The organism is Georgenia sp. AZ-5, from assembly GCF_043952095.1.
Lineage (GTDB): Bacteria > Actinomycetota > Actinomycetes > Actinomycetales > Actinomycetaceae > Georgenia.
In genome coordinates this window covers 628,344-653,182 of record NZ_JBINOU010000001.1, presented here as the reverse complement: position 1 = coordinate 653,182, position 24,839 = coordinate 628,344, and the positions used below count along the sequence as shown (strand labels likewise).

Sequence of the window (24,839 nt, the reverse complement as noted above, 5' to 3'; positions counted from 1 at the left end):
CGGAACGGGACTCTCCAGCCGCCGACGCGGGACCCAGCCGCCGACGCCGGCCCGCTCTCGCGACCCGATGTGGCGACGCACCGGACGGGGCGCGCCGCCGGCGCGGGACTCAGCCCTTGACGCCCGTGGTGGCGATCCCCTCGACGAAGTGCCGCTGGCCGAGGAAGAACAGGATGATCATCGGCACCGTCGTGATGACCGCGGCGGTCACGAGGATCTCCCACTGCCAGTTGCCACCGAAGCCGTACTGGTCCACCAGCGCCTTGAGCCCGCGCGGGATCGTGAACTTCTCGTTGTCCCGCAGGTAGATGAGCGGCTTCATGAGGTCCGTCCACGCCGCCTGGAACTCGAACAGGAGCGTGACGATGAGGGCGGGCCTGGTCAGCGGCAGCGCGACGCGCCGGAAGATCGTCCAGTTGTTGGCGCCGTCGATCTTGGCTGCCTCGAAGATCTCCCTCGGCAGGCTGAGGAAGAACTGCCTCAGCAGGAAGATGTAGAAGGCGCTGCCGAAGAGGTTGCCCGCCCACAGCGGGGTGAGCGTGTTGACCTGCCCCAGGGAGTTCCAGATCAGGAAGGTCGGCACCATGGTGACCGCACCCGGCAGCATCATCGTGGCCAGGACGAGCCCGAAGAGGGCACTGCGCCCGGGGAAGCGGAAGTACGCGAAACCCCACGCCACCAGCGCGCTGGAGAGCGTGACCGCGACCGCGGCGAGCACCGTGACGAGCACGGTGTTGCCCAGCCACAGCAGCATGGGCGCCTCGTCCCACACGTTCAGGTAGTTCTGATAAGTGAAGGTCTCGGGGATGAGCCGGTTGTCGAGGACCTGGCCCCGCGGCTTGAAGGAGGCGCTGAGCAGCCAGACGAACGGATAGATGAACACCACGGTCATCGCGACGAGCGCCCCGGCGACCAGCACGCGCCCGACCGTCCACCGTCGCCGGTGGACCGGGCCGGACCGGCGCCCCGGGCCGCCGGCGGCGCGAGGGGCGATGGGCGGGGCCTGCGCCGGCGTCGCCTGGAGGGGGCGCGTGCTCATCGTTGCTCCCCCTCCAGGTAGACGAACCGCTTGGAGACCCGCAGCTGGACCAGCGTGATCACGAGGATGATCACGAAGAGCACCCACGCCATGGCCGAGGCGTAGCCCATCTCGAGGAACTCGAAGGCCCGCTGGAACAGGTAGATGACGTAGAACAGCGCGGCGTCGTTCTCGTACGTGGTGTTGCCGGCGCCGAAGAACGCCGTGTAGGTCTCGGTGAACGTCTGGAACGCCGCGATGGAGTTCACGACGAACACGAAGAACAGCGCCCCCGAGATCATCGGCACCGTGATCTTGATGGTTCGCCGCCAGAACCCGGCACCGTCGACGCGGGCCGCGTCGTAGAGCTCCTGCGGGACGTTGCGCAGCGCCGCCAGCAGGATGATCACCGACGAGCCCACCGACCACAGGCTCATGGCGATGATCGTGGGCTTGAGCCACTGCTGGTCGGTCGTCCAGTTGGGACCGTCGATGCCGAACCAGCCCAGCACCTCGTTGATGAGCCCGTCCTGGCCGTTGAAGATCAGCAGCATGAGGACGCCGACCGCCACCGGCGGGGTCATGTTGGGCAGGTAGAAGGCGGTGCGGAAGAACCCGGCCGCCCGCCCCGCCTGGTTGAGCAGGAGTGCCAGAGCGAGCGAGATGACCACCTGCAGAGGCACCTGGATGGCGGCGTACACGAAGGTGTTCCACAGCGACAGGCGGATCTTGTCGTCCTCCAGCAGCCGCTGGTAGTTCTCCAGCCCGATGAACGACGGGTCGTTGATGACGTCGTAGTCCGTGAAGGACAGGTACCCGCTGTAGAGCACGGGCCAGGCCGTGAAGACCAGGAAGCCGATGATCCACGGGCTGATGAAGAGCAGCGCCGCGCGCAGGTCGCGCCGCTCGCTGATCGTGCGGGGCCGGCGCGCCCGCCGGGCGGGCGCGCCGGCTGTCGTCGGGAGGGCGGACATGACTCAGGCCTCGCTGTCCTCCCACTTCGCCCAGGCGTCGTCGAGGGCGGCCTGCGCCTCCTCCTGGGCCTTCTCCAGCGCCTCCTGAGGCTCCGCCTGGCCGTTCAGGACGCTGTTGACGGCGTCCTGCCACGCCTGCTCGAACTCGGCGTCGGCGGGGTTCGCGGGCAGGGAGAAGGCGTTCTCGTTGGCCTCGTACAGCGCCGCGACGGCACCGTCCCAGACCCCGCTGCCGCTGGGCTCGATCAGGCCGCGGACCGCCTCGTCGGCGGCGGCGTTGCCGGTGAGCAGCCCGGTGAAGGTCTGGCCCTCGCCCTCGCGGGCGGCCTTGCGCGCCTCGGCCGCGGCGACCCAGGTGTCCACCTCCGTCATGACGCGGGCGTACCGGCACGCGGCGGCCGGGTTCTCCGTGTCGGCCGGGATCGCCCAGGCGTTGCCGGAGGCGTACGCGATCGGCTGGCCCTGCCGGTCCTTGACGGTGTCGAACACCAGGGGCGCGTCCGGCGAGACCTCGTTGAGCACGTTGAGGTACCACTGCTCCATCGGCATCGCACCCAGCGTCCCGGTGGCGAACTGGTTCCCCTCGCCGAAGAAGTCGGCGGAGTCCCGGTAGGCCTTGACTTCGGGGAACCCGCCCTGGCCGTCGTAGATGCCGACGGCGAACTCCAGCGCCTCCACGACCGCCGGGTCGTCCAGCTGGGCGGTGCGGCCGTCCTGGGAGATGAGGTCCGTGCCGTTGGCGTGCGCCCACAGCGGCAGGAACTCGGGCAGCTTGGAGTCGTACCCGATCACGGACAGCGACCCGCCGTCGCCGCGGTGCATCGCCTGGGTCGCGGCGGCGAGGTCCTCCCAGCTCGAGCCGTTGACGTCCCCGACGGTGAGCCCGGCGGCGGCCAGGAGGTCGGCGTTGGCCATGGTGAGCGGGACGGTGTTGAACTCCGGGACGGCGTACACCTCGCCGTCGAAGGTCACCTGCTCCAGCGCCGGCTCGAGGAAGTCGTCGACGGCGATTCCCTCGCCCTCGATGCAGGACGTCAGCGGGATGATCGCGCCGCGCGAGGCGAAGGTGCCGATCTGGTCGCGGCTGGCGTAGATGAGCTCCGGCGGCTCGCCGGACGCGACGGCGGTGAGGAACTGCTGGATGTCGAGGGCCCCCTCGGTGAGGTTGACGTCGACGTCCCCGAGAGCCTCCAGCGCGATGCCGTGGCGGGTCTCGGCGACGTCGTCGCCCAGGCCGAAGCCCATGATGTCGAGGCTGCCGCCGAGCTCGGCGCCCGAGTCATAGCTGACCTGCTCGCCGCCGTCCGCTGCGCCGCCCGTCCCCTGGGCGCAGGCGGCGAGCGTCAGCCCCGCCACCGCCACCACCGAAGTCGCGCGAGCGATCCCCCTGACCATGTCGTTCCTTTCGACCGGGCCCCACCCGGGCCACAACGTTCCCGGTCCGCTGCCCTAGCGGACGCCCCCCGACGGTAAGCCTCTCGCCAACTTCTAGCGACCGGAACTGCGGAGAAGTTGACTTGCGTTTTACAAAAGGCCCGGTCAGGCCGGAACAGGCCGCTCCGTGCGCCGCCGCGGGACCGAACGTGGCCGGGTGGCGGCAGGATGGCCGCTCTTGTTGAGACCTCTCGGCGGGCTGGGCCGTGGCTCCAGGTCCCCTCCAGCACCCCGCCAGGGCGCCGGGGCGACCTCGACGCCATCGAGGTGGCCGCGAGGGGTGCCGTTGACGACGACGCAGGCCCGGCGCCAGGCCGCTGGCGTCCGAGGAAGGCGAGCTCTTCGGCCATCCACTCGTGCCAGAACGCGGCGGCCTGGAACGGGGCGTGACTGCCGCGCTGGGTCAGCGGGCGATGCGGAGCAGGGCGTGGTGGACCTGCTCGGGTGTCATCGGGTCGGTCGACAGCGCCTGGTGCAGGACCAGGCCCTCGACGAGGGCGTCGAGCTCGCGGGCGGTGACCGCGTCGAAGTGCCGCTCGAGCGCGCGGCGGCTGCGCAGCATCCACGCCTGCGTCACCTCGCGCAGTGCCGGCCGCCGGGCGGCGGCGAGGTACAGCTCTACCGCAAGCACCAGCGCACGTTCCGAGCCGAGCAGGTCCTGCGACAGATGTCGGGCCAGCGCATCGAGCGCCGCCGCGCGGTTCGGCGCCGCACGCATCCGCCGCTCCAGCTCCGTGGCGACCTCGTCGGCGTGCCTGGCGAAGGCCGCCGCCAGGAGCTCGTCGATGGAGGCGAAGTGGTACGACGTCGATCCCAGCGGCACGTCCGCGGCCCGCGCGATCGCGCGATGCGTGGCGCCCGCCACGCCGAGCTCCGCGATGACGTCGAGCGCCGTTGCCACGAGGGTGTCCCTGCGCCCGGGGTCGTAGCGCCGCGGCCGCCGCTCCGGCTTCTCCACGGCCGCGTCCGCGGCGAGCTCGGCGCTCACCGGCGCGACCTCCCGCGCCGGGTGCTGACGTGGGACGTCATGCCTCTTCGATCGCCGCGACGGCCTCGTCCCGACCGGCGGGTTCCTCGATCGAGCGCCCGACGCGGGCGGGGTTGCCCACGGCGACGACGTTCGCCGGCAGATCCTTGGTCACCACCGCGCCGGCACCGACGACCGTGTTGGCTCCGATCGTCACACCCGGCAGCACGATCACCCCGCCGCCGAGCCAGACGTTGTCCCCGATCGTGATCGGCCGGGCGGCCTCCCACTTGTCCCGCCGAGGACCGGGCTCAACCGGGTGCAGCGGCGTCAGCAGCTGGACGTTCGGCCCGATCTGCACATCGTCGCCGATGGTGATGGGCGCGACATCCAGCGCGACAAGCCCGAAGTTCGCGAAGCACCGAGCGCCGATGCGGATCTGCGAGCCGTAGTCGACGTACAGGGGCGGCCGGATCGCCGTGTCCTCCGCCACCGACCCGAGCAGCTGCTCGAGCAGCACCCGGCGCAGCGGCTCCTGGCGCGGGGTCGTCGCGTTGTAGGCAGCCATGAGGTCGAGTGCCGCAGCGTTGGCCTCGGCCAGTTCCGGGCCGCCGAAGATGTAGAGATCACCGGCGAGCATGCGCTCACGCATCGACCGGCCGTCGTCCTTCGCTGGCATCGTCATATGGACGACCGTACACACGACTATGGACGGTCATCCATAGCCCAGTCGCAACAGCGGCCCCTATGTCGACTGTGGTTCGTCAGACTGCCCACCATCGAGGATCCTGCTCGGACCGCAACAAGAGCGGCGTGCGCTCCTCCCTCGCCCGGCACCGGCCCGCGGCAGCCTCCCCTGGCAACCGGCGGCACCCCGCGCCGCCGGCAAGGAGGGACCGAGCGCGCGGGGATGGCGCGCACCCGCGCACCGGCCTACCGTGGGCGGCACCGGCGCCCCGGCGCCGGCCCTCGCTGCTGACGGCGCCTGAGGGGGAACGCGATGACCTCGCTGTGGCTCGACCGCCCGGACTTGCCGGCCCATCCCCCGGTTCCCGCGGGCCGCTCCTTCGGCGTCGTGGTCGTGGGCGGCGGTCTGACCGGGCTGACGACCGCGCTGCTCCTGGCCCGCGCGGGATGCTCCGTCGCGGTCGTCGAGGCACGTCATCTCGGCGCGGTGACGACGGGCAACACGACCGGCAAGGTGACGGTGCTGCAGGGCACCAAGCTGGCGCGCATCGCCCGCCGGCACTCCCGGAAGACCCTGCGGACCTACGTCGAGGCCAACGTGGAGGGCCAGCAGTGGCTCCTGCGGTACTGCGCCGAGCACGACGTCCCCGTCCAGCGCCGCCCCGACGTCACGTTCGCCCAGACCGAGGACGGCCGCGACACCGTCGCCGCGGTGTACGACGCCGCCCGCGAGGCCGACCTGCCGGTGGAGTGGCTGGAGGAGCCGGGCCTGCCGTTTCCCACCTACGGCGCCGCGCGGGTGCCGGACCAGGCCCAGCTCGACGCCGGCGACCTGGTCGTCGCCCTCGCCAGCGACGTGGAGCGGCACGGCGGGGAGATCTTCGCCGGCTCGCGCGTGCGGGGCATCGACACCGGGCGCCCGTGCCGGCTACAGCTGGCGCACGGCGAGGTGCGCGCGGACCGGGTGGTCCTGGCCACCGGGACGCCGATCCTGAACCGCGGCGGTCACTTCGCCCGCCTGGAGCCGCTGCGGAGCTACGCCCTGGCCCTCGACGCACCCGGTCCCCTCCCCCCGGTGATGGCGATCTCGGCGGAGGCGCCGACCCGGTCGCTGCGCACCGCGGACGTCGTCGGCGGGGAACGGCTGGTGGTGGCGGGCCACGGGCACCCGGGGGGACGCGCCGTCTCCCCGCGCGAGCACGTGCTGGAGCTGACCCGGTGGGCGGCGGAGCACTTCCCCGGGGCCGTGCCGACGCACGCGTGGTCCGCCCAGGACTACCGCGGGATCGACCAGCTGCCCTCGGTCGGGCGGCTCACCCCGGGCTCCGACCGGGTGCTGCTCGCCACCGGCTACGACAAGTGGGGACTGGCCATGGCGCCCGCCGCGGCGCTCGCGCTCGCGAGCACGATCCTCGATGGCCACATGCCGTGGACGCGGGGCGTGCGGACCTGGCGCCCCAACGCCGTCACCGGTCTGGACCGTGCCGTCGCGTACAACGCCGGCGTCGCCGCCCGCCTCACGGTGGACCGCAGCACCCCCCGGGTGCACTCCTCCGGCGTCGCCCCGCCCGAGGGGCAGGGGCGGGTGGAGCTGGACCGGCAGCGTCTCGTCGCGGTGAGCACCGTAAACGGGCTCACCCGGCGCCTGTCGGCCACGTGCACGCACCTGGGAGGCGTCGTGGCCTGGAACGACGCCGAGCACAGCTGGGACTGCCCGCTGCACGGCTCCCGCTTCGCCGCGGACGGCTCGGTGCTGGAGGGTCCGGCCACCTGCGCGCTGCGCCGGCTCCCCGGCGCCGTCCCCGAGCCTCCAGGGGCCGCCGAGGCGTCCTGAGCACCGGCCGGTCCGGGGCCGCCGGCAAGGACTCCGCTCCCCCGGGGCTTCCGGGGCTCGGCCTCCCGTTCCCCCGGACTGTTCCGTGCGCCGCTCCGCGAGCTCGCACCTTCGGGCCGGGCGGTGACGGTCAGCTCGCGCTGACCCGCTGCGCCCGGGCGCCCGCCGGGACCGCGACGCGGCGCGCCTCGGGCACGGCGGCCGCGGACGGCGCCGGCCGGGTCGGGGGACGCCCGCCGCCGCCACCCTGCCCGGCGACGAGCCCGCCCAGCGCCAGCGCCAGCCCGCGAGCTGCCAGGCCCCGAGACCCTGGCTCAGGAGCACCCAGCCGGCCAGCGTCGCCACCACGGGGCTCAGCAGCCCGAGGAAGGACACGCTGGCGGCGGGCAGCCGCTCGAGACCCCGGAACCACAGTGCGTACGCGAGCGCCGTGCCGACCAGCGCGAGGTAGGCGAAGCCCGCGACGTGGGTGCCCGTCAGCCGCCCGGGGAGCCCCTCGACGGCGAGGGCCAGCGGGAGCAGGAGGATCCTGCCGGCGGCGAGCTGCCAGCCGGTGAAGGTCAGCAGCGGTGCCGGGCGGCCCCACGCCCTGGTCAGCACCATGCCCAGCGCCATCGCGCCGGTCCCGCCCGGAGCGGGCCGGCCTGGTGCGCCGCTCGCCGTCACCCACCGACCGCCGCGCCCTGCAGGTCACGCTCACGGATCAGGGCCGCGACGTCGTCGACCGGGCGGTGGCCGCCGGGGTCGAGGTGCAGCAACGGATGCTGGCTCCGCTGCCGGCCGGCAAGCGGCACCAGCTCGAGGGGCTGCTGCGCGAGTTGCTGGCCGCCGTCGCCTCGCCGAACGAAACGGGGGCACGTACGTTGGAGGCGTGAGCAACCGCCTGGCCGCTGCCACCAGCCCCTACCTGCTCCAGCACCGGGACAACCCGGTCGACTGGTACGAGTGGGGCGAGGAGGCCTTCGCCGAGGCCCGCCGCCGCGACGTGCCGATCCTGCTGTCGGTGGGCTACGCCGCCTGCCACTGGTGCCACGTCATGGCGCACGAGTCGTTCGAGGACGGCGCGGTCGCCGCCGTCCTCAACCGCAACTTCGTCGCGGTGAAGGTCGACCGGGAGGAGCGCCCGGACATCGACGCCGTCTACATGCAGGCCACCACCGCCATGACCGGCCAGGGCGGATGGCCCATGACCTGCGTCCTGACCCCCGACGACGGCAAGCCGTTCTTCTGCGGCACCTACTTCCCCAAGGCGCAGTTCCTGCAGCTGCTCGGCGCGGTGGTCCAGGCCTGGGCCACCCGCCGCGCCGAGGTGGACGCCTCGAGCGAGCGGATCGCCGACTACCTGGCCTCCGCCGTCGAGACCCGCCCCGCCGCCCTCGACGCCGCCGCGCTGGACGGCGCCGTCACCCGCCTGGCGGCCTCCTACGACGCGCGCCACGGCGGGTTCGGCACCGCCCCGAAGTTCCCGCCGTCGATGGTGCTGGAGCTCCTGCTGCGCCACCACGCCCGGACCGGCGACGAGCGGTCGCTCGCCATGGTCACGGGCACGTGCGAGGCCATGGCGCGCGGGGGCATCTACGACCAGCTGGCCGGAGGGTTCGCCCGCTACTCGGTCGACGCCGCCTGGGTGGTGCCCCACTTCGAGAAGATGCTCTACGACAACGCGCAGCTGCTGCGGGTGTACCTGCACCTGCACCGGGCCACGGGCTCGCCGCTCGCCGGGCGCGTGGCGCGCGAGACGGCGGAGTTCCTGCTGCGCGACCTCGGCACCCCGCAGGGGGCCTTCGCCTCGTCCCTGGACGCCGACGCCGCGGGCGTGGAGGGCCTGACCTACGCGTGGACGCCGGCCGAGCTCGCCGAGGTCCTCGGCGAGCAGGACGGCGCCCGGGCGGCCGAGCTGCTGGAGGTGACGGCCGCGGGCACGTTCGAGCGGGGCGCGTCCACGCTCCAGCTGCGCGCGGACCCCGACGACCCAGCCTGGTGGAACGGCGTCCGCGACCGCCTGCTCGCCGCCCGCGCCGGGCGTCCGCAGCCCGGGCGCGACGACAAGGTGGTGACCTCCTGGAACGGCCTGGCCATCGCGGCGCTGGCCGAGGCCGGGACGCTGCTCGCCGAGGAGCGGTACGTCGCCGCCGCCCGGGCGTGCGCGGAGTTCGTCATCGCCACGCACGTCGTCGACGGCCGGCTCCGGCGTGCCTCGCGGGACGGCGTCGTCGGGCGCGCCGCGGGCGTGGCCGACGACCACGGCAACCTGGCCGAGGGCCTCCTCGCCCTGCACCAGGCCACCGGCGACGCACGCTGGCTCGACGCGGCGGGCGGGATCCTCGAGACGGCGCTGACACACTTCGCCGACGGCGCGGACGGCTTCCACGACGTCGCCGACGACGCGGAGCGGCTGGTCGCCCGGCCGAAGAACCTCGCGGACAACGCCGAGCCCGCCGGGACGTCCGCACTGGCGGGCGCGATGCTGACCTACGCCGCGCTGACCGGGTCGGCCCGGCACCGGGAGGCGGCCGACGGCGCCCTCGCCGCGGCCGGCACGCTGGCGCGCCAGGAGCCGCGCTTCGCCGGGTGGACCCTCGCGGTGGCCGAGGCCGCGGTCGCCGGACCGCTGCAGGTCGCCGTCGTCGGCGACGACGACGCCGCCCGCGAGCTGGCCCGGCTCGCCCGGGCGAGCACCTCCCCCGGCCTGGTCGTCGCCGTCGGGCAGCCGGACGCCCCGGGCGTGCCCCTGCTCGCCGAGCGCCCGCTCGTGCGCGGGGGTGCGGCAGCGTACGTCTGCCGCGGCTTCGTCTGCGACATGCCGGCGACCACGGGGCAGGAGCTGGAGCGGGCGCTCGCGCGCTGAGCATCAACGGCATCCGTTGACGACAGCGCCTCCGCGGGCCACTATCTGCGTGTGCATGCAGATAGGCAGGTTGGCGGCCATGACCCGGACAGCCAGTACGTCGAGCTGGCGGTCGAGGTGTTCGCGATGCTGGCCGACGCCACCCGGGTGCGCATCATCCTGACCCTGTGTGACGGCGAGCGGCCGGTGGGCGAGCTGGCGGAGATCGTCGGCAGGCCGCCTGCCGCCGTCTCACAGCACCTCGCCAAGCTGCGCCTGGCCCGGATCGTCACCACCAGGCAGGAGGGCAACCGGGTCTACTACCGGTTGCAGAACGAGCACGCGCGCCACCTCGTCACCGACGCGATCTTCCAGGCGGAACACGCCCTGGACGCACATCCCCGGCACCACCGGCCGGCCGAGCTCGGGCACGCGTCGTGACGACCGGGAGCCACGGGCACGGCCACGGGAGCGCCCCGGCGGAAGCACGCGGCCGGCGAGCGGGCGGCCACGGGCACCACCACGACCACGACCACGACCACGACCACCCCACCGGGTTGCGCGGGTTCCTGCACCACCTCTTCGTCCCGCACAGCCACGACGCCGCCGACTCGATCGACGACGCCCTGGAGGCGAGCCGGCACGGCATCCGCGCGGTGAAGTTCAGCCTGCTGGCGCTGGCCCTCACCGCGCTGCTCCAGCTCGGCATCGTCGCACTCAGCGGCTCGGTCGCCCTGGCCGCCGACACCATCCACAACTTCTCCGACGCCCTCACCGCCGTCCCGCTGTGGATCGCCTTCGCGCTGGGCCGTCGCGCCCCGACCCGCAGGTACACCCACGGCTACGGGCGGGCGGAGGACCTCGCCGGGCTGTTCGTCGTCGCGATGATCGCGCTCTCCGCCTTCTTCGCCGCGTTCGAGTCGGCCCGCCGGCTCATCGAGCCCCGGCCGGTGGACAACCTCGGCTGGGTCCTCGCGGCCGGCCTCATGGGCTTCGCCGGCAACGAGGCGGTGGCGGCCTACCGCATCCGGGTCGGCCGGCGCATCGGCTCCGCGGCCCTCGTCGCCGACGGCGTCCACGCCCGCACGGACGGCTTCACGTCGCTCGCGGTGGTGCTCGGCGCAGCCGGCGTCTGGCTGGGCTTCCCGCAGGCGGACCCGATCGTGGGCCTGCTGATCTCGGCGATGATCGCCGTCCTGCTGTGGGGCACGGCCCGGGACGTCGGCCGGCGCCTGCTCGACGGCGTCGATCCCGAGCTCACCGACCGCGCCGAGCGGGCCGCGGGCGGCGTTCCCGGCGTGGCGGACGTCGGCGCCCTCCGCCTGAGGTGGAACGGTCACCGCCTCGACGTCACCGTCACGGTGGCCACTCCGGCGAGCGTGACCGTCAGCGACTTCGGCGCACTTGCGCGGGACGTGTCGGCGGCCCTGCACCGCGCGCTGCCCGGCGTCGGTTCGGTGGCCGTCACACCGGTCGTGGCGGCGAGCCATTGAGCGTCCCACCGGTCTGACCGCTCCGGCGGTGCGCCGGTCACGCCGACGGCGTCGCCCCCCACGCCGCCCGGCGGGCCCTGCTGACTCAGCCTCGCCACGTCGCCCGGGACCAGCCGTAGGCGTACCGGCGCAGCCGGTCCGCCCACGGGTACGTGGCCAGGCCGTCGGGGCAGTTGCCGACCGGCTCGAAGCGCAGCAGCGCGTCCGCGGCCGGCGGCCGCTCCCAGCGCAGGACGCCGACCGGCCGCCACCGTCCGAGGCCCACCGCCCACCGCAGCTCCAGGGCCCATTCGCCCGGTACCGGCACGGCCGAGACGACGACCGGCCCCAGCGCGGTGGCGAACGGCATGAGGGAGCCGAAGCTGCCCCGGGCGCGTCGGCGGACGGAGAGCAGGAACCGGCCGATGCGACCGGCCCTCGTGGACGCGAGCAGCAGGTCGTTGGGGCCGGACGCGCCGGACCAGCGCAGCGCCAGGCCCTGGAGGTCGGGCCAGCCCGGTGGCAGTCCGACGGCCCGGGAGAACCGGGCGACGACGGGCAGCACGCCGGGAGTGCCCAGCGCGCCCAGGGCCGCCTCCTCGGCGGTGACGGCCAGGCGCGCGTCGACCACCGCGCCGCGCGGGTGCACGGGCTTCGAGCGCCGCACCACCGCCGTCGCGGCCATGACGCCCCCGAGGACCACGCCGACGGCGGTGGCCGCGGCAACGGCGCCCGCCGGTGCCGAGCGGCGTGACGGGTGGGACGCGCGCGCCGTGGTCATGCCCTCACGGTCGGGCAGGGCGGGCCGAGGGGCAACCGGGCGCGGTCGCCAGACCCCGCCGACGCACGCGGCCGCCGGGGTGGCGCGCGGCCTCTCCGCGTGCACGCCCAACCGTGCGGCCGCATCCTGGCTCACACCTGGTCCACAGCCTCCGGAGGAGATCATGACGACCACCCGCTCGTCGCGCCGCACGCCCCCGCTGGTCAAGGCCACCCGTGACATCGAGGAGGCGGAGTCGCTCGACCGTGTCGTCGAGGCCGTGCAGCCCCTCGCGCGCGCCCTCGTCGCCAACCCGGGCGTCGCCGGCGTGCTGCACGGGCGGCAGCTGGGTCACGCCCTGCACCCCCTGCTCACGGACCTCCCGATCGGTCTGTGGGCCTCCGCCACGGCGCTGGACCTCCTCGGCGGCGAGGCGGCGCGGCCCGCGGCCTCCCGGCTGGTGGGCCTGGGCCTCCTCGCGGCCGTGCCGACGGTCGTGACGGGCCTGGCGGAGTGGGCGGTCACCGACCGCCGGAACCAGCGCGTCGGCATCACGCACGCGACCGCCAACACCATCACGCTCGGGCTGCAGACGGCGTCGTGGCTCAACCGCAGGGCGGGCTGGCGGGCCTCCGGTGTGGCGCTGAGCCTGGCGGCCGATCTCATGCTGACCTGGGGCGGGTACCTGGGCGCGCACATGTCGCTGGCCCGGAAGGTGGCCACCCGCGACCCGGCGTTCGAGGAGGGGGCCGCGGCGCGCCGGCCCGGGGATCTCGGCAAGGGCGGACCGGCCGTGGGGACAGCGGGCGACGCCGACGACACCCCCACCGGCCCGGTCCTGTGAGCGCGGACCGCCCCGCCGGTCTCGAGGAGGTCCCGGAGCTGCACTCGCTCGACGAGATCGTGCAGCTGCAGCGCACCGTCGGGCAGGTGTACCTGCGCTACAGCCGCGGCCCGGCCGTCGACGCCGGCGAGACCAGCACGGACAAGGAGAGCGGGTGTGTGCTGCCCGGGCTGAGCACGAACCCCATCACCCCCGAGCCGTGGTGGGACCGGCCCCCGCAGCAGTGGGTGGCCCGCCAGCTCTGCCAGTACGAGCACCTGCTCGGCGGGGACCAGGTCGGCTGGCTGCTGACCGGCCGGGAGGTCGGGCGCGGCCCGGACTGCGAGCCGCTGCTGGCCGACACCACGCCGCTGGCGGCCATCGGCCCGGAGTGCGTGGAGGAGGCCAGGTGGGTCTACCGCGAGGCCTTCGAGCCGGGCCGGGGCTGAGGCGTCGAGGGTCGGCCGGCACAGGGTCGACCACCCGGAGGAGGCCCGGGCGAGCAGGTCTCGACGTCCCGGCTCAGTAGGTCTCGCCCTCCGGGGGCAGCGGCCGCTGACCACCGCTCTCGCTCTGCTTGCGCTCGATGCGCTCCTTGACGACCTCCGCCCGGCCCTTGCGCTCCGGACCGGCGTAGACGCTCTCGAGCGGGCCTCCGGCCGGCATGGTGACGTCCATGGCGGCGACCTCGGGGTGGTGCAGGTCGAACGCCGGGCGCTCGGAGCGGATCCGGGGCAGGTAGGTGAAGTTGTGCCGGGGGAACGGCGAGGCGGTCGCCCACTCCAGGGAGTTGCCGAAGCCCCACGGGTCGTCCACGAACACCGTCCGCGGGCCCCGCTGAGTCTTGTAGACGTTGTAGAGGAACGGCAGCGTCGAGATCGCCAGGATCACGGCACCGACCGTGGAGATCTGGTGGTAGAGCGTGAAGCCGTCCTCGGGCAGGTAGTCGGCGTAGCGCCGCGGCATGCTCTGGGCGCCGAGCCAGTGCTGCACCAGGAAGGTGATCTGGAAGCCGGGGAACAGCAGCCAGAACTGGATCTTGCCCAGGCGCTCGTCGAGCATCCGGCCGGTGAACTTGGGCCACCAGAAGTAGAAGCCCGCGAACATCGAGAACACCACGGTGCCGAACACGACGTAGTGGAAGTGCGCGACGACGAAGTAGGAGTCGTGGACCTGGAAGTCCATCGGCGGGCTGGACAGGATGATGCCCGTCAGGCCGCCGAAGAGGAACGTGACCAGGAAGCCCAGCGCGAACAGCAGCGGAGTGTCGAAGGTGAGCTTCCCGCGCCACATCGTGCCGATCCAGTTGAAGAACTTGATCCCGGTGGGGACGGCGATGAGCATCGTCATGATCGAGAAGAAGTTCAGCATCACCCCGCCGGTGGTGAACATGTGGTGCGCCCACACCGCCATCGACAGCGCCGCGATCGCGATGAGCGCGAAGACCATGCCCTTGTAGCCGAAGATCGGCTTGCGGGAGAACACCGGGATGACCTCGGAGATGATCCCGAAGAACGGCAGGGCGATGACGTAGACCTCGGGGTGGCCGAAGAACCAGAACAGGTGCTGCCACAGCAGCGCCCCGCCGGCGTCGGGATTGAAGATCTGGCCGCCGAGGATCCTGTCGATGGCGAGGCCGAAGAGCGTGGCCGCCAGGACGGGGAACGCCATCAGGACGAGGAGCGACGTGATCAGCGTGGCCCAGGTGAAGATCGGCATCCGGAACATCGTCATCCCGGGCGCGCGCAACGTGATGATCGTGGCGACGAAGTTGACGGCGCCGAAGATGGTGGCGAAACCGGTCATCCCCAGCCCGAGCACCCACAGGTCGCCGCCCAGCCCGGGGGAGAAGGTGGCGTTGGACAGCGGGGTGTAGCCGGTCCACCCGAAGCTCGCCGCCCCCTTCGGGGTGAGGAACCCGCCGACGACGATGAGCCCACCGAAAAGGAACAGCCAGTAGGAGAGCATGTTCAGGCGCGGGAACGCCACGTCCGGCGCGCCGATCTGGACGGGCACGATGACGTTCGCGAACGCGGTGAACAGCGGCGTGGCGAACAGCAGCATCATGATCGTGCCGTGCATCGTGAACAGCTGGTTGTACTGCTCCTTGGTCTGGAGCAGCTGCATGCCCGGCTCCCACAGCTCGGTCCGGATCAGCAGGGCCAGCACGCCACCGAAGAGGAAGAACGCGAACGACGTGGCCAGGTACATGTAGCCGATCACCTTGTGATCGGTGGAGGTCACCCACTTGACGACCGTCTTGCCCCAGTGGCGCCGCTGCGGCCGCAGCCCCGGCACGACCTCCGGGCGCACGGTGGTGGCCATCAGACGGCCCCGTCCGCGCGCAGGCTGAGGTCGGTGGGAGGTCCTGCCGGTCCAGCGGCCATGCTGATCACCTCTGCGGCGCAGCGTGACGGCGGCGCCGCCACGGGCGTCACCGTTCCGCCACGGTTGGGCGGGTGGACGGTCATCACAATCTACGGGGCTGCCCTGCCCCCGCAACTGGAGGATAGCGCCGCCCACCGACGGGCGGAACGATTGTCGGCGAAACGGCCTGAGCAGCGGCGACGGCGCCTCGACACGACCAGGGCCACTCCTGCAGCAGGCGCCATCAACGCGTCGAGGCGCCCTCGACTTCAGGCCGGCGGCCGACCTCGCGCACGGCTTCTCAGACCGCGGCCGAGCTGGCGGACGCCGTCTCAGGCCGGGCGCCCGAGCTCCCGGACGGCGGCGTCGAACAGCACCGGCAGCGCGCGGGCGGCCGGCACCAGGGCCCGGCGCGCCGGGGGCACCGCGGCGGCGGCCAGCAGCGCCTCGGTGAGCAACCGGTAGCGACGCACCACCCGGCGCCAGTCCGCCTCGTAGCGCTCCGGGCGGCCGGCGCGCACGGCGGCGACCGCCGCCTCCGCCTGGGCCAGCGCGAGCGAGAGTCCCTCGCCGGTGAGGGCGTCGACGTACCCGGCGGCGTCCCCCACGAGCAGGACGCGGCCGGCCACCCGGCGGGTGGTGCGCTGGCGCAGCGGGCCCGCGCCACGCACCGTCGAGGTGGCCTCGCCGCGCAGCCGTTCCCGCAGCGCCGGGAAGGCGGCTAGCTGCTCCTCGTACGGCCGCCGCACCGAGGTCAGGATGGCCACGCCCACCTCCCCCGGGCCGACCGGCGTCACGTACGCCTCGGCGTGGGCGGACCAGTGCACCTCCACCAGGTCCGTCCACGGGGCCACGCCCACGTGCCGGCGCAGCCCGTAGCGCTGCCGCCCGCGGGTGCCGGCCTCCAGGCCCAGGCTCCGGCGCACCGGGGAGTGCAGGCCGTCGGCGGCGACGACGTAGCGCGCCGGCGTGCCGTCGACCACCACCCGGTCCGCGCCCTGCACGACGTCGCGGACGGCCCGCCGCTCCACCACCACGCCGGCGTCGAGCGCCGCGGCGCGCAGCGCGTCGTGCAGGACCGTGCGGCGCACCCCGCGCCCCGGCGGGCCGGGGAAGAGCGCCTCGGCGCGGGCCGGGCCGGCCAGGTAGCGGATGCCGCGCAGCGCCCGGCCGGCGGGGTCCACCCCGAGCCGGGCGAGGCGCGCGACGGCGCCTGGCATCAGCCCCTCCCCGCAGGCCTTGTCCACCACGCCGTCGCGCGGCTCGCGCACCCGCACGCTCAGACCGACCCGGGCGGCGTGCAGGGCGGTCGCCAGCCCCGCGGGCCCGCCGCCGGCGACCAGCAGGTCGATCACGCCGACTCCCCCCGGGCACCCGCCGCCGCGGCCAGGGCCCGGTCCTCGGTACGGATGCGCACCGTGAGCAGGACCGCGTTCGCGAGGGTGAACACGAGCGCGGTGATCCACGCCGAGTGCACCAGCGGCAGCGCGAAGCCCTCCACGACGACGGCGACGTAGTTCGGGTGGCTGAACCAGCGGTACGGCCCGTTCGAGACCAGCGGCAGCCCCGGCACCACGATCACCCGGGTGTTCCACCGCGGCCCGAGCACCGTGATGCACCACCAGCGCAGCGCCTGGGACCCGAGCGCCAGGGCCAGCATCGGCCAGCCCAGGGCCGGGACGAACTCCGGCCGGCGCACCCAGACCTCCACCAGGGCGCCGACGAGCAGCCCGGTGTGCAGCGCCACCATGACGGGGTAGTGCCCCCGGCCGGTCTCCACGCCGCCGCGGGCGAAGCTCCACCGGGCGTTGCGGGTGGCGACCACGAGCTCGGCCAGCCGCTCGCACCCGACGGCGAGCACCAGCGCGGTGAACAGCACGAGGGAGGTCATGCGCGCAGCAGGACGAGCTCGAGGCTGAAGCCGGGGCCCATCGCCATCATCACGCCCGGCGAACCGGGCGCCGGCGGACGCCTGTCCAGGGTGTCGCGCAGGATGTGCAGGACCGACGCGGAGGAGAGGTTCCCGACCCGGCGCAGCGAGTCGGTGGTCAGGGCAAGGGCGTCGGGATCGACGTCCAGGGTGCCGGCGAGGGAGTCGATGACCTTCGGGCCGCCGGGGTGGCACACCCACCAGCCGACGTCGCCGATGGTGAGGCCGTGCTCGGCAAGGAACGCGGCCACGTCCTCGCCCACCCGCGAGCGGACCAGCTCGGGCACCTCGGCGCCGAGCACGATACGCAGCCCCGTCGCTCCGACGTCCCACCCCATCGCCGCCTCGGTGCCGGCGTACAGCCGGCTGCGGCTGGCGACGACAACCGGAGCGGCCACGCCGACGCCGGGGCCGTCGGCGACAGCCACGGCGGTCGCCACGCCCGCGGAGTCGCCGGCCGGGACCGCGCTCCCGCCGCGACCGGCAGCCGAGTCCGAGGTGCCGCCGACGGCGTCGCCGGCAGCCGCGACGAACCGGGCGGCGCCGCCGCGCCCGGCGGCGAGCGGGTGCTCGGCGCCCACCGCGACGACGGCGCCCGCGCCGTCCCCGAACAGCCCGCTGGCCACGAGGTTGGCGGTCGAGACGTCGTCGCGCTGGATGGTGAGGGAGCAGAGCTCCACGCTCACCAGGACCGCGACGCCGGCGGGGCGGCCGAGCAGGTAGTCGTGCAGCCGGGCGGTCCCCGCCGCGCCCGCCATGCAGCCCAGCCCGATGATCGGCACGCGGACCACGTCGTCACGCAGCCCGACCCTGGCGGCGATGCGCGCCTCGAGCGACGGCACGGCTAGGCCGGTGATGGTGGTGGAGATGATGAGGTCGACGTCGGCGGGGGCGAGGCCGGCGCGGTCCAGCGCCCCGGTCAGGGCCCGGGCGCCGAGCTCGACGGCGGCCTCGATGAAGGCGTCGTTGGCCTTCCCGAAGTCGGTCAGCGCGGCGTAGCGCTCCAGCGGCAGCGCCAGGTGGCGGTGCTCGACGCCGGCGCTGCCGTGGACCCGGCGCAGCAGCGTTCCCGTGCGGCCCTGGGCCCCGATCATGGCGGCGATGGCGTCGGTGACGTCCGCCTGGGCGTAGCGGTGCTCGGGCACGACAGCCTCCACCGCCACCAGGTGCGTCACGGAGGCGAGCCTAGGTGGACAACGCGGCCCTGTCGCCCGGTTCGTTCAGAGCCCCCGGGCGGCGAGCATGACGACGTCGACGAGCGCGATGACCATGGCGGCCCGGAACGGTGCCCTGCCCCCGGCGCGAGCCGCCGCGACCGCGAGCGCCACGACGGCGCCGAGCACGCCCCACGCCCACCCCGGCGCGGCACCCGCGGGCCCGAGCACCGTCACGGCGGATGCCGCCGTCAGGCACGACAGGGCGAGCAGCACGGAGGCACGGGCCCCGATGCGGTGCGGCAGCCCCCGCACCCCGGTGGCGGCGTCGTCGGCCAGGTCCGGCAGCGCGTTGAGCAGGTGCGCCCCCAGGCCGAGCAGGCTGCCGGCGGCCACGATCCAGCCGGGCGGCAGGCGGTCGTCGGCGAGCCAGACGAGCACCGGCAGGGAGCCGAAGGCGACGGCGTAGGGCAGCCAGGACCACACCGTGCGCTTGACCCCCAGGTTGTAGGCCCAGCCCGAGCCCACGCCCAGCAGCAGGTGCACCAGCCCGGAGAGGACGCCGACGGCGAGGGAGGCCACCGTGCACGCGGCGACGACGACAACCAGGGCGCGCCGCACCAGGGCGCGGGGCAGCTGGCCGGCGGCGATGGGCTTGTCGCGGCGGCCCACGCGCGCGTCCCGGTCCGCGTCGAGCAGGTCGTTGGACCAGCCGATCGACAGCTGGCCCGCCAGCACGGCGCACGCGAGCACGGCGGCAGTCCCGGGCTCGAGCCGGGCGATGACGGTGAGCACCACGACCACGGCGGTGACGGCCACCGTGGGCGCGAAGTGGCTGGCCCGCAGCAGCGCCAGGGTCGTGGCCATGGGGCCACACTGGCACGCCGAGAAGGCCGCCGACAGCGGACCGTCGGCCGCCGCGATCCGGAGCGCGACCTCGACGGCCGTCGCCCGACGTCGACGAGCTGCCGGAGCGCGAAGTCGATGTCCTGCTGCACGGTGCGGCGGTCGCCCCTGCAGGTGGCGACGGGTCCGTATCGAAGCCCGCCGCGCCTGCGCTGGGCACCGTCAGACCGGGAACTCCTCCTCGTGCCGCCGCTGGCGCTCGAGCTGCGCCGTCGCGCCGTCGGCGCCCTCCTGGGCGAGCCCGCGCCGCAGCTGCTCCATCTTCGCCTGCGGCAGCCGGGGCGCGAGGAGCGGGGTGGCGGGGTCGACGACCGCCTCGAGCAGCACGGGCCGGTCGGCGCTCAGGGCCGCGCGCCACGCACCCTCGACGTCGCGGGGGTCGTCCACCCGGATGCCGCCCAGCCCCAGCAGCTCCGCGTAACGGGCGTAGGGGAAGCCGGGCACCTCCTGGGAGGTGGGGAAGCGGGGGTCGCCCTCCATCTCCCGCTGCTCCCACGAGACGGTCGCCAGGTCGCCGTTGTTGAGGACCAGGACGACGAAGCGCGGGTCCGGCCAGTCGCGCCACCGCGCGGCGACGGTGATGAGCTCGGACAGGCCGTTCATCTGCATCGCGCCGTCGCCGACCAGGGCCACCACCGGCCGGTCCGGGGCGGCGAGCTTCGCGGCGATCCCGTACGGCATGGCCGAGCCCATGGACGCGAGGGTGCTGGAGAGGTGGGCGGGCACGCCCGGCGGCAGGCGCAGGAAGCGGGCGTACCAGTAGGTCACCGACCCCACGTCCACGGCCACCTGCGCGTCCGCGGGCAGGTGCGGCGAGAGTCCCGCGACGACGAGCTGGGGGTTGAGCGGGTCGGCGGGCTCACGCACGCGGCGGGCGGCGATCTCGCGCCAGGACTCCACCATGAGCTCCACCTTGGCCCGCCAGGGGCTCGCGGACTCGCGCAGCAGCGGCAGCAGCGCGCGGAGGGTCTCGGCCGCGTCGCCCGCGAGCGCCACCTCGACCGGGTACTTCGTGCCGAGGTTCCGCGGCGCGATGTCGATCTGCACCGCCCGCGCCTGCCCGGGCGCGGGGTAGTACTCGGTCCACGGGTCGTTGCTCCCGACGATCAGCAGCGTGTCGCATCCCGCCATCAGGTCCGTGGCCGCGGTCGTGCCGAGGTGGCCCATCACCCCGCAGTACAGCGGCGAGCTGCTGTCGACCACCGCCTTGCCCAGCAGGGAGGTGGCCACGCCGGCGCCGAGCCGCTCGGCGACCGCGAGGACGTCCTCGGCGGCGCCCTGAGCGCCCTGGCCCACCAGCAGCGCGACGCGGCTGCCGGCGTTCAGCAGCTCGGCGGCGCGCTCGAGCTCCCCGGGCGCGGGCAGCACCCGCGGGCGGCCGACGACCGCGGCGGTGTGCACCATGCCGTGCTCGTGGGCCTGCTCCTGGGGCATGTCGGCCTTCTGCACGTCGTGCGGCACGATCACGCAGGTGGGGCTGGAGGTGGCGATCGCCGTGCGCACGGCGTTGTCGACGGCGAGGGTCATCTGCTCGGGCGCGCGCACGGTCTGCACGTACTGGCCGCAGACGTCCTTGAAGAGGGTGTGCAGGTCCACCTCCTGCTGGTAGCCGCTGCCCAGCGCGGTGGAGACGACCTGACCGACGACGGCCACCACCGGCTTGCGGTCCAGCTTGGCGTCGTACAGCCCCTCGAGCAGGTGGATGGCGCCCGGGCCCTGGGTGGCCAGGCACACGCCGACCTCGCCCGTGTACTTGGCGTGCCCGGTGGCCATGAAGGCCGCCATCTCCTCGTGCCGCGCGGTGACCAGCTCGACGTCGTCCTGGCGGCGGTTCATCGCGGCCAGGATGGGGTCGATGCCGTCCCCAGCCAGGCCGAAGACGCGCCGCACGCCCCAGTCGTGGAGCCGCGCGACGAGGGCGTCCGCGACAGTGCTCATGGCTGCCTCCTCGTTGTGTCCGCTGCGGGGGCCAGCCGCGCTGCCCACCGCTCCCACGGCGGCGCCACCCGCCAGTTCGTGCCGAGCGTGTTGAAGGCGCGCCGGAAGCGCCGGCGGACCTGGGCGGCGCCCCGCACGGACCGGCCCGAGACCGCGACGGTGAGGCGCCGGTCCAGCCGCACGACCCGGCGCGGCCCCAGGACGAAGGCGAGGTCCATGTCGTCGTGGAGTTCCTGGTCGTGACGGTGCACCTCGCCGCGCACCTGCTCCCAGGTGCTGCGCCGCACCGCCATGTTCGAGCCCCACAGCGGCGGGTGGCCCAGCGCCGCGAGCCCCAGCACGTAGTACGCGCCCAGGTAGAGCTGGGTCGCGGCGCGGCCCGCCGTCCCGAGCCCGTAGAAGCGGCCCCACCCGGTGACCGCGTCGACCCGGGGGTCCGCCATGACGGCGGCGACGCGGCCGACCCAGTCGGGCCCGGGCACGGAGTCCGCGTCCAGGCGGGCTATCACCTCGGCCCGGGCGGCGTCGTAGCCCGCCGCGGCGGCCGCCGGGATCCCCGGCAGCGGCTCGCTCACCACGCGGGCGCCGCGGGCGGCCGCCACGGCGGCCGTGGCGTCGCGGGAGCCGTTGTCGACCACCACGACCTCCGCCGGCCGGACCCGCTGGGCCGCCAGGGCGTCGAGGCAGCGGGCGAGCGCGGGCGCATCGTCCCGGGCCGGGATGACGACGCTGACCGTCGGCGGGCCGGCCATCGTCACGGCCTCCCAGGGCACCAGGCCGGCGCCGTCCCGGCGAGTGCGGCGCCCAGCCCGCCGACCACGTCCGTGGCGGCGCGCGCCCCGGCGCCACCCGGCACGCTCAGGGCGGCCTGGGCGGAGCGCCGGGGCGCGTCCACGCTCATCGGGGCTCGGCGGGTCCTCAGCCCTGCGGCGGCTCGTCCTCGCCGGACTCCTCCGCGGCGTCGGCCTCCTCCTTGGTGCTGTGCACCGCGCCGTCGGCGTGCTCCGCCGGGCCGTAGACGGTGTACAGGACGAGCGGGTTGTCGCCGGTGTTGACGAAGTTGTGCTTGGTTCCGGCCGGGACGACGACGACGTCGCCGGGGGCGAGCGACTTCGTCCGGCCGTCGATCTCCGCCCGGCCCACGCCGCTGACGAAGCTGAGGATCTGGTCGACGTCGTCGTGGACCTCCTCGCCGATCTCGCCCTTCGCCGGGATCGTCATGATCACCAGCTGGGAGTGCTCGCCGGTCCACAGCACGCGGCGGAAGTCCGCGCTCTTCTCGGCGACCTTGGCGATCGGGAAATGGACGATGTCGGTCATCAGTTACTCCTTGTCCGTTCTGGCTTCATCAAGCGTGGCCGAGGTGGCGGGGCCGCGCACGGCGAGGTGAGTGCCCCGCGGCCGGCCCGTGCGGCGCGGCGACGGCGGCCCGCGCAGGTGCCTCCGACGAGAGCGCCGCCCCCGCGAGCGAGGGGGCGGCGCTGGTCAGGCGAGGACGTGCGCCGGGGCGGTCAGCTGTGGCGGGTGCCCGCGCGGACGTCGTCCGCGGCCACCTCGTCGTCGTCGCCCTCGATCTCCTTGGCGAACATGTACGAGCCGACCGCCCAGACGGCCGCGCCGATCAGCCCGACCCACACGCCGATGTCCGAGGAGAGGTCGTCGCCGCGCTCCAGGCCGCCCATCGGGTTGATGGCGAAGGCGAGGCACTGCAGGGCGGCCGCGATGCCGACCGCCATGGACGTGAGCGTCAGGCCGCGGTGCTGGCCGCGCCGGGCTCGCTTGGCCGCATAGAAGAGGGCGACGAGCAGGCCGAGTCCGAGGTACGCGACGAAGGGGACCAGTGAGTCGGTCTCGTAGCCGGTGCGCGGGTCCGCGCCGTCGCGGGGGTTCACCCAGTTGAGGAAGGGAGAGATGTTGAAGACCACCACGCCCACGGTGGTGACCATGAGCCCCGTGGTCCGCGCCCGGGCGGGCACGTAGGCGCGTCCGGTTCCTGCGGTGTTCGATGCAGCCATTGCTGGGCCTCCAGTGTTCCGCGCCGGTCGACGGTCGCCGGCGATGCTGAACAACTCTTGCATCGGTTCCGAACAACCGCGAGTTATGGACGAACCCGTTCCGACCTGCGGCTTCGCTATCCGCTCCGGCGCTGGGCCCGGCGCCCGTGAACAACTCAGCGCGCGGCCTCCACGTGCACGGTCTTGAGCACCGTCATGGCCGCGAGCAGGTCGGGGCCGTACCCGGGCCCGCCGCCGCTGTCCCGGCGCGGGTCCGCGGAGCCGCCCGGCGCCCCGCCGAACGCCGTTGACCTTCACCGTGCCGACCTCCAGCTCGTCGGCCGCACGCAGCGCGTGGCCGAGGTCGTTGGTCAGCACCGTGGCGGCGAGCCCGTAGCGCCCCTCGTTCGCGGCCGCGAGCGCCGCGGCGATGTCGGGCACCCGGGCCGCCGCGGCCACCGGCCCGAACGTCTCCTCGCGCATGATCGCCATGTCCGCCGTGCAGCCGTCGAGCACCGTGGGCGGGTAGAAGCTGCCCGGCCCCTCCGGCACCGCGCCACCCGCCAGGCACCGGGCCCCCGCCGCCACCGCCTCGTCCACCTGCCCGGCGACGACGTCGCGCTGCAGCCCGTCGACCAGCGGACCCAGCGCCGTGGCTGGGTCGTCCGGGTCACCCACCGCCATCCGTCCGGCGATCGCGGCGAGCTCACCGAGCACCGCGTCGGCGACGTCCTCGTGCAGGTACACCCGTTCCACCGAGGTGCAGATCTGCCCGGTGTTGGCGAAGGCGCCCAGCGCCACCTGCTCCGCGGCCCAGCGCGGGTCCACCCCGGAGTCCACGACGATCGGGTCCTTCCCGCCGTTCTCCAGCAGCACCCGGCCGCCGCGAGCGCCCACGGCGGCGGCGATGGCCCGGCCCGTCGCCGTCGAGCCGACGTGGGCCACCAGGGCCACGCGCTCGTCCGCCACGACCGCGGCACCGGTCTCGCCGTCGCCGTTGACCACGTTCAGCACTCCGGCGGGCAGCGCGTCGGCGATCAACCGGGCCATCTCCCAGCCCGGCACGGCGCTGCGCTCGGAGGGCTTGTGCACCACGGTGTTCCCGGTCACGAGGGCGGCCGCGAGCAGGCCGGCGGCGGTGGGGAACGGGTCGTTCCAGGGCGTGATCACCGCGACGACGCCGTGCGGCTCGCGGCGCACCAGGTCCAGCGCTGCTGACGGGCCCGCCAGGGCGCGCCCCGCCGCCCCGAGGCCGGTGACGGCGGCCTCGTCCAGCAGGTCGGCCGCGACGACGGCGGACTCCACCGACTGCGCGCGCAGCCGGCCGGTGCTCCCGGTCAGCAGCGCCCCGAGGTACTCAGCGGCCTCGCGCACCGCGGCGGCGGCCACCCGCAGCGCCGCCGCGCGCTCGGCCGGCGGGGTGCCGCGCCACGACCGCCGGGCCGCGTGGGCGGCCGCGACGGCGTCGGCCACCTCCGCCGCGGTGGCGGGCACGAGCACGAGGGCCTCCTCCCCCGTCACCGGGCAGCGCCGCCGCACCTCCCGGTCGCCGCGGGCGTCCGGGCCCCGCCCGTCGATGAGGTGGGTGGCCAGCCGCGACGGCGCCCCGGCCGAGGCGGGGGCGGGGGCGGCCGGGAGGTCGGGCGCCGGCGCGGGCCCGGCGACGTGGTCCGACGGCGCGGCGGGGGGTGCGGTGCGTTCGGTCGTGGTCACGCGAAATCTCCTTGCTGTTCCAGGTGCGAGAAGTGCTCCCA

General features: G+C 74.5%; 22 protein-coding genes and 1 pseudogene. 7 read left to right on the top strand and 16 right to left on the bottom strand.

The features are described from left to right. Nucleotides 1–109 precede the first annotated feature (109 nt). From ACF0H8_RS03115 to ACF0H8_RS03095, 5 genes are all read right to left on the bottom strand, one after another. Entirely contained in the window at nucleotides 110–1,039 is a 930-nt protein-coding gene (locus tag ACF0H8_RS03115) for a carbohydrate ABC transporter permease (protein WP_395287531.1), read from the bottom strand. Then, nucleotides 1,036–1,992 carry a carbohydrate ABC transporter permease gene (locus tag ACF0H8_RS03110; protein WP_395287530.1) on the bottom strand — a complete coding sequence of 319 codons (957 nt, stop codon included), beginning with the start codon at nucleotides 1,990–1,992 and terminating at the stop codon, nucleotides 1,036–1,038. Before ACF0H8_RS03110 ends, ACF0H8_RS03115 begins: the two co-directional genes overlap by 4 nt. 3 nt (nucleotides 1,993–1,995) lie before the next feature. Next, on the bottom strand, nucleotides 1,996–3,387 hold the full coding sequence (locus tag ACF0H8_RS03105) for an ABC transporter substrate-binding protein (RefSeq protein ID WP_395287529.1): 1,392 nt from the start codon (nucleotides 3,385–3,387) through the stop codon (nucleotides 1,996–1,998). Between the two features lie 442 nt (nucleotides 3,388–3,829). Continuing rightward, nucleotides 3,830–4,414, bottom strand: coding sequence for a TetR/AcrR family transcriptional regulator (locus tag ACF0H8_RS03100; RefSeq protein WP_395287528.1), 585 nt, complete (start codon nucleotides 4,412–4,414; stop codon nucleotides 3,830–3,832). A gap of 37 nt (nucleotides 4,415–4,451) precedes the next feature. Beyond that, nucleotides 4,452–5,078 carry a sugar O-acetyltransferase gene (locus tag ACF0H8_RS03095; protein WP_395287527.1) on the bottom strand — a complete coding sequence of 209 codons (627 nt, stop codon included), beginning with the start codon at nucleotides 5,076–5,078 and terminating at the stop codon, nucleotides 4,452–4,454. 315 nt (nucleotides 5,079–5,393) lie between these two features. Here ACF0H8_RS03095 and ACF0H8_RS03090 point away from each other — a divergent pair, with 315 nt between their 5' ends. Then, nucleotides 5,394–6,914: an FAD-dependent oxidoreductase gene (locus tag ACF0H8_RS03090; protein WP_395287526.1), complete on the top strand. Its 1,521-nt coding sequence runs from the start codon at nucleotides 5,394–5,396 to the stop codon at nucleotides 6,912–6,914. 294 nt (nucleotides 6,915–7,208) lie between these two features. On the opposite strand, the pseudogene ACF0H8_RS03085 reads toward ACF0H8_RS03090, so the two are convergent. Next, nucleotides 7,209–7,517, bottom strand: a pseudogene (locus tag ACF0H8_RS03085) (EamA family transporter); the annotation flags it as partial. Nucleotides 7,518–7,561: 44 nt separating this feature from the next. On the opposite strand from ACF0H8_RS03085, the gene ACF0H8_RS03080 reads away from it, so the two are divergent. The 4 genes from ACF0H8_RS03080 to ACF0H8_RS03065 are packed head-to-tail and all read left to right on the top strand — an operon-like array spanning nucleotide 7,562 to nucleotide 11,234. Then, nucleotides 7,562–7,789 carry a MarR family winged helix-turn-helix transcriptional regulator gene (locus ACF0H8_RS03080; RefSeq protein ID WP_395287525.1) on the top strand — a complete coding sequence of 76 codons (228 nt, stop codon included), beginning with the start codon at nucleotides 7,562–7,564 and terminating at the stop codon, nucleotides 7,787–7,789. Next, nucleotides 7,786–9,762, top strand: coding sequence for a thioredoxin domain-containing protein (locus ACF0H8_RS03075; RefSeq protein WP_395287524.1), 1,977 nt, complete (start codon nucleotides 7,786–7,788; stop codon nucleotides 9,760–9,762). The genes ACF0H8_RS03080 and ACF0H8_RS03075 overlap by 4 nt, the downstream gene beginning before the upstream one ends. 51 nt (nucleotides 9,763–9,813) lie before the next feature. Next, nucleotides 9,814–10,182, top strand: coding sequence for an ArsR/SmtB family transcription factor (locus tag ACF0H8_RS03070; protein WP_395287523.1), 369 nt, complete (start codon nucleotides 9,814–9,816; stop codon nucleotides 10,180–10,182). Then, a complete protein-coding gene (locus ACF0H8_RS03065) occupies nucleotides 10,179–11,234 on the top strand; it encodes a cation diffusion facilitator family transporter (RefSeq protein ID WP_395287522.1) in 1,056 nt (351 codons plus the stop codon). The genes ACF0H8_RS03070 and ACF0H8_RS03065 overlap by 4 nt, the downstream gene beginning before the upstream one ends. 85 nt (nucleotides 11,235–11,319) lie before the next feature. Here the strand turns inward: ACF0H8_RS03065 and ACF0H8_RS03060 are convergent, their stop codons facing one another. After that, the gene (locus ACF0H8_RS03060) at nucleotides 11,320–11,994 is read right to left on the bottom strand and encodes a hypothetical protein (RefSeq protein WP_395287521.1); all 675 of its coding nucleotides are present in this window, start codon (nucleotides 11,992–11,994) and stop codon (nucleotides 11,320–11,322) included. 163 nt (nucleotides 11,995–12,157) lie between these two features. Between ACF0H8_RS03060 and ACF0H8_RS03055 the strand changes: the two genes are divergently transcribed. After that, nucleotides 12,158–12,817 (top strand): DUF2231 domain-containing protein, encoded by a 660-nt coding sequence (locus tag ACF0H8_RS03055; protein ID WP_395287520.1) that lies wholly within the window; start codon nucleotides 12,158–12,160, stop codon nucleotides 12,815–12,817. Further along, nucleotides 12,814–13,245 (top strand): DUF6098 family protein, encoded by a 432-nt coding sequence (locus ACF0H8_RS03050; RefSeq protein ID WP_395287519.1) that lies wholly within the window; start codon nucleotides 12,814–12,816, stop codon nucleotides 13,243–13,245. Before ACF0H8_RS03055 ends, ACF0H8_RS03050 begins: the two co-directional genes overlap by 4 nt. A 73-nt stretch (nucleotides 13,246–13,318) precedes the next feature. Here the strand turns inward: ACF0H8_RS03050 and ctaD are convergent, their stop codons facing one another. The 9 genes from ctaD to ACF0H8_RS03005 all read right to left on the bottom strand — a co-directional run bounded on the left by ctaD (nucleotide 13,319) and on the right by ACF0H8_RS03005 (nucleotide 24,798). Then, the gene (gene ctaD / locus ACF0H8_RS03045) at nucleotides 13,319–15,121 is read right to left on the bottom strand and encodes a cytochrome c oxidase subunit I (protein WP_395287518.1); all 1,803 of its coding nucleotides are present in this window, start codon (nucleotides 15,119–15,121) and stop codon (nucleotides 13,319–13,321) included. Nucleotides 15,122–15,495: 374 nt separating this feature from the next. Next, nucleotides 15,496–16,518, bottom strand: coding sequence for an NAD(P)/FAD-dependent oxidoreductase (locus ACF0H8_RS03040; RefSeq protein WP_395287517.1), 1,023 nt, complete (start codon nucleotides 16,516–16,518; stop codon nucleotides 15,496–15,498). Continuing rightward, on the bottom strand, nucleotides 16,515–17,054 hold the full coding sequence (locus ACF0H8_RS03035; RefSeq protein ID WP_395287516.1) for an isoprenylcysteine carboxyl methyltransferase family protein: 540 nt from the start codon (nucleotides 17,052–17,054) through the stop codon (nucleotides 16,515–16,517). The genes ACF0H8_RS03040 and ACF0H8_RS03035 overlap by 4 nt, the downstream gene beginning before the upstream one ends. Further along, nucleotides 17,051–18,268: a type III polyketide synthase gene (locus tag ACF0H8_RS03030; RefSeq protein WP_395287515.1), complete on the bottom strand. Its 1,218-nt coding sequence runs from the start codon at nucleotides 18,266–18,268 to the stop codon at nucleotides 17,051–17,053. Before ACF0H8_RS03030 ends, ACF0H8_RS03035 begins: the two co-directional genes overlap by 4 nt. A gap of 45 nt (nucleotides 18,269–18,313) precedes the next feature. After that, complete coding sequence (locus ACF0H8_RS03025) at nucleotides 18,314–19,114, bottom strand: UbiA family prenyltransferase (protein ID WP_395287514.1); 801 nt, start codon at nucleotides 19,112–19,114, stop codon at nucleotides 18,314–18,316. A gap of 201 nt (nucleotides 19,115–19,315) precedes the next feature. After that, complete coding sequence (locus ACF0H8_RS03020; protein ID WP_395287513.1) at nucleotides 19,316–21,091, bottom strand: thiamine pyrophosphate-requiring protein; 1,776 nt, start codon at nucleotides 21,089–21,091, stop codon at nucleotides 19,316–19,318. Beyond that, nucleotides 21,088–21,864: a glycosyltransferase family 2 protein gene (locus ACF0H8_RS03015; protein ID WP_395287512.1), complete on the bottom strand. Its 777-nt coding sequence runs from the start codon at nucleotides 21,862–21,864 to the stop codon at nucleotides 21,088–21,090. The genes ACF0H8_RS03020 and ACF0H8_RS03015 overlap by 4 nt, the downstream gene beginning before the upstream one ends. A gap of 145 nt (nucleotides 21,865–22,009) precedes the next feature. Continuing rightward, the gene (locus ACF0H8_RS03010; RefSeq protein WP_395287511.1) at nucleotides 22,010–22,411 is read right to left on the bottom strand and encodes a cupin domain-containing protein; all 402 of its coding nucleotides are present in this window, start codon (nucleotides 22,409–22,411) and stop codon (nucleotides 22,010–22,012) included. Between the two features lie 191 nt (nucleotides 22,412–22,602). Then, nucleotides 22,603–24,798: an aldehyde dehydrogenase family protein gene (locus ACF0H8_RS03005; protein ID WP_395287510.1), complete on the bottom strand. Its 2,196-nt coding sequence runs from the start codon at nucleotides 24,796–24,798 to the stop codon at nucleotides 22,603–22,605. Nucleotides 24,799–24,839: the final 41 nt, after the last annotated feature.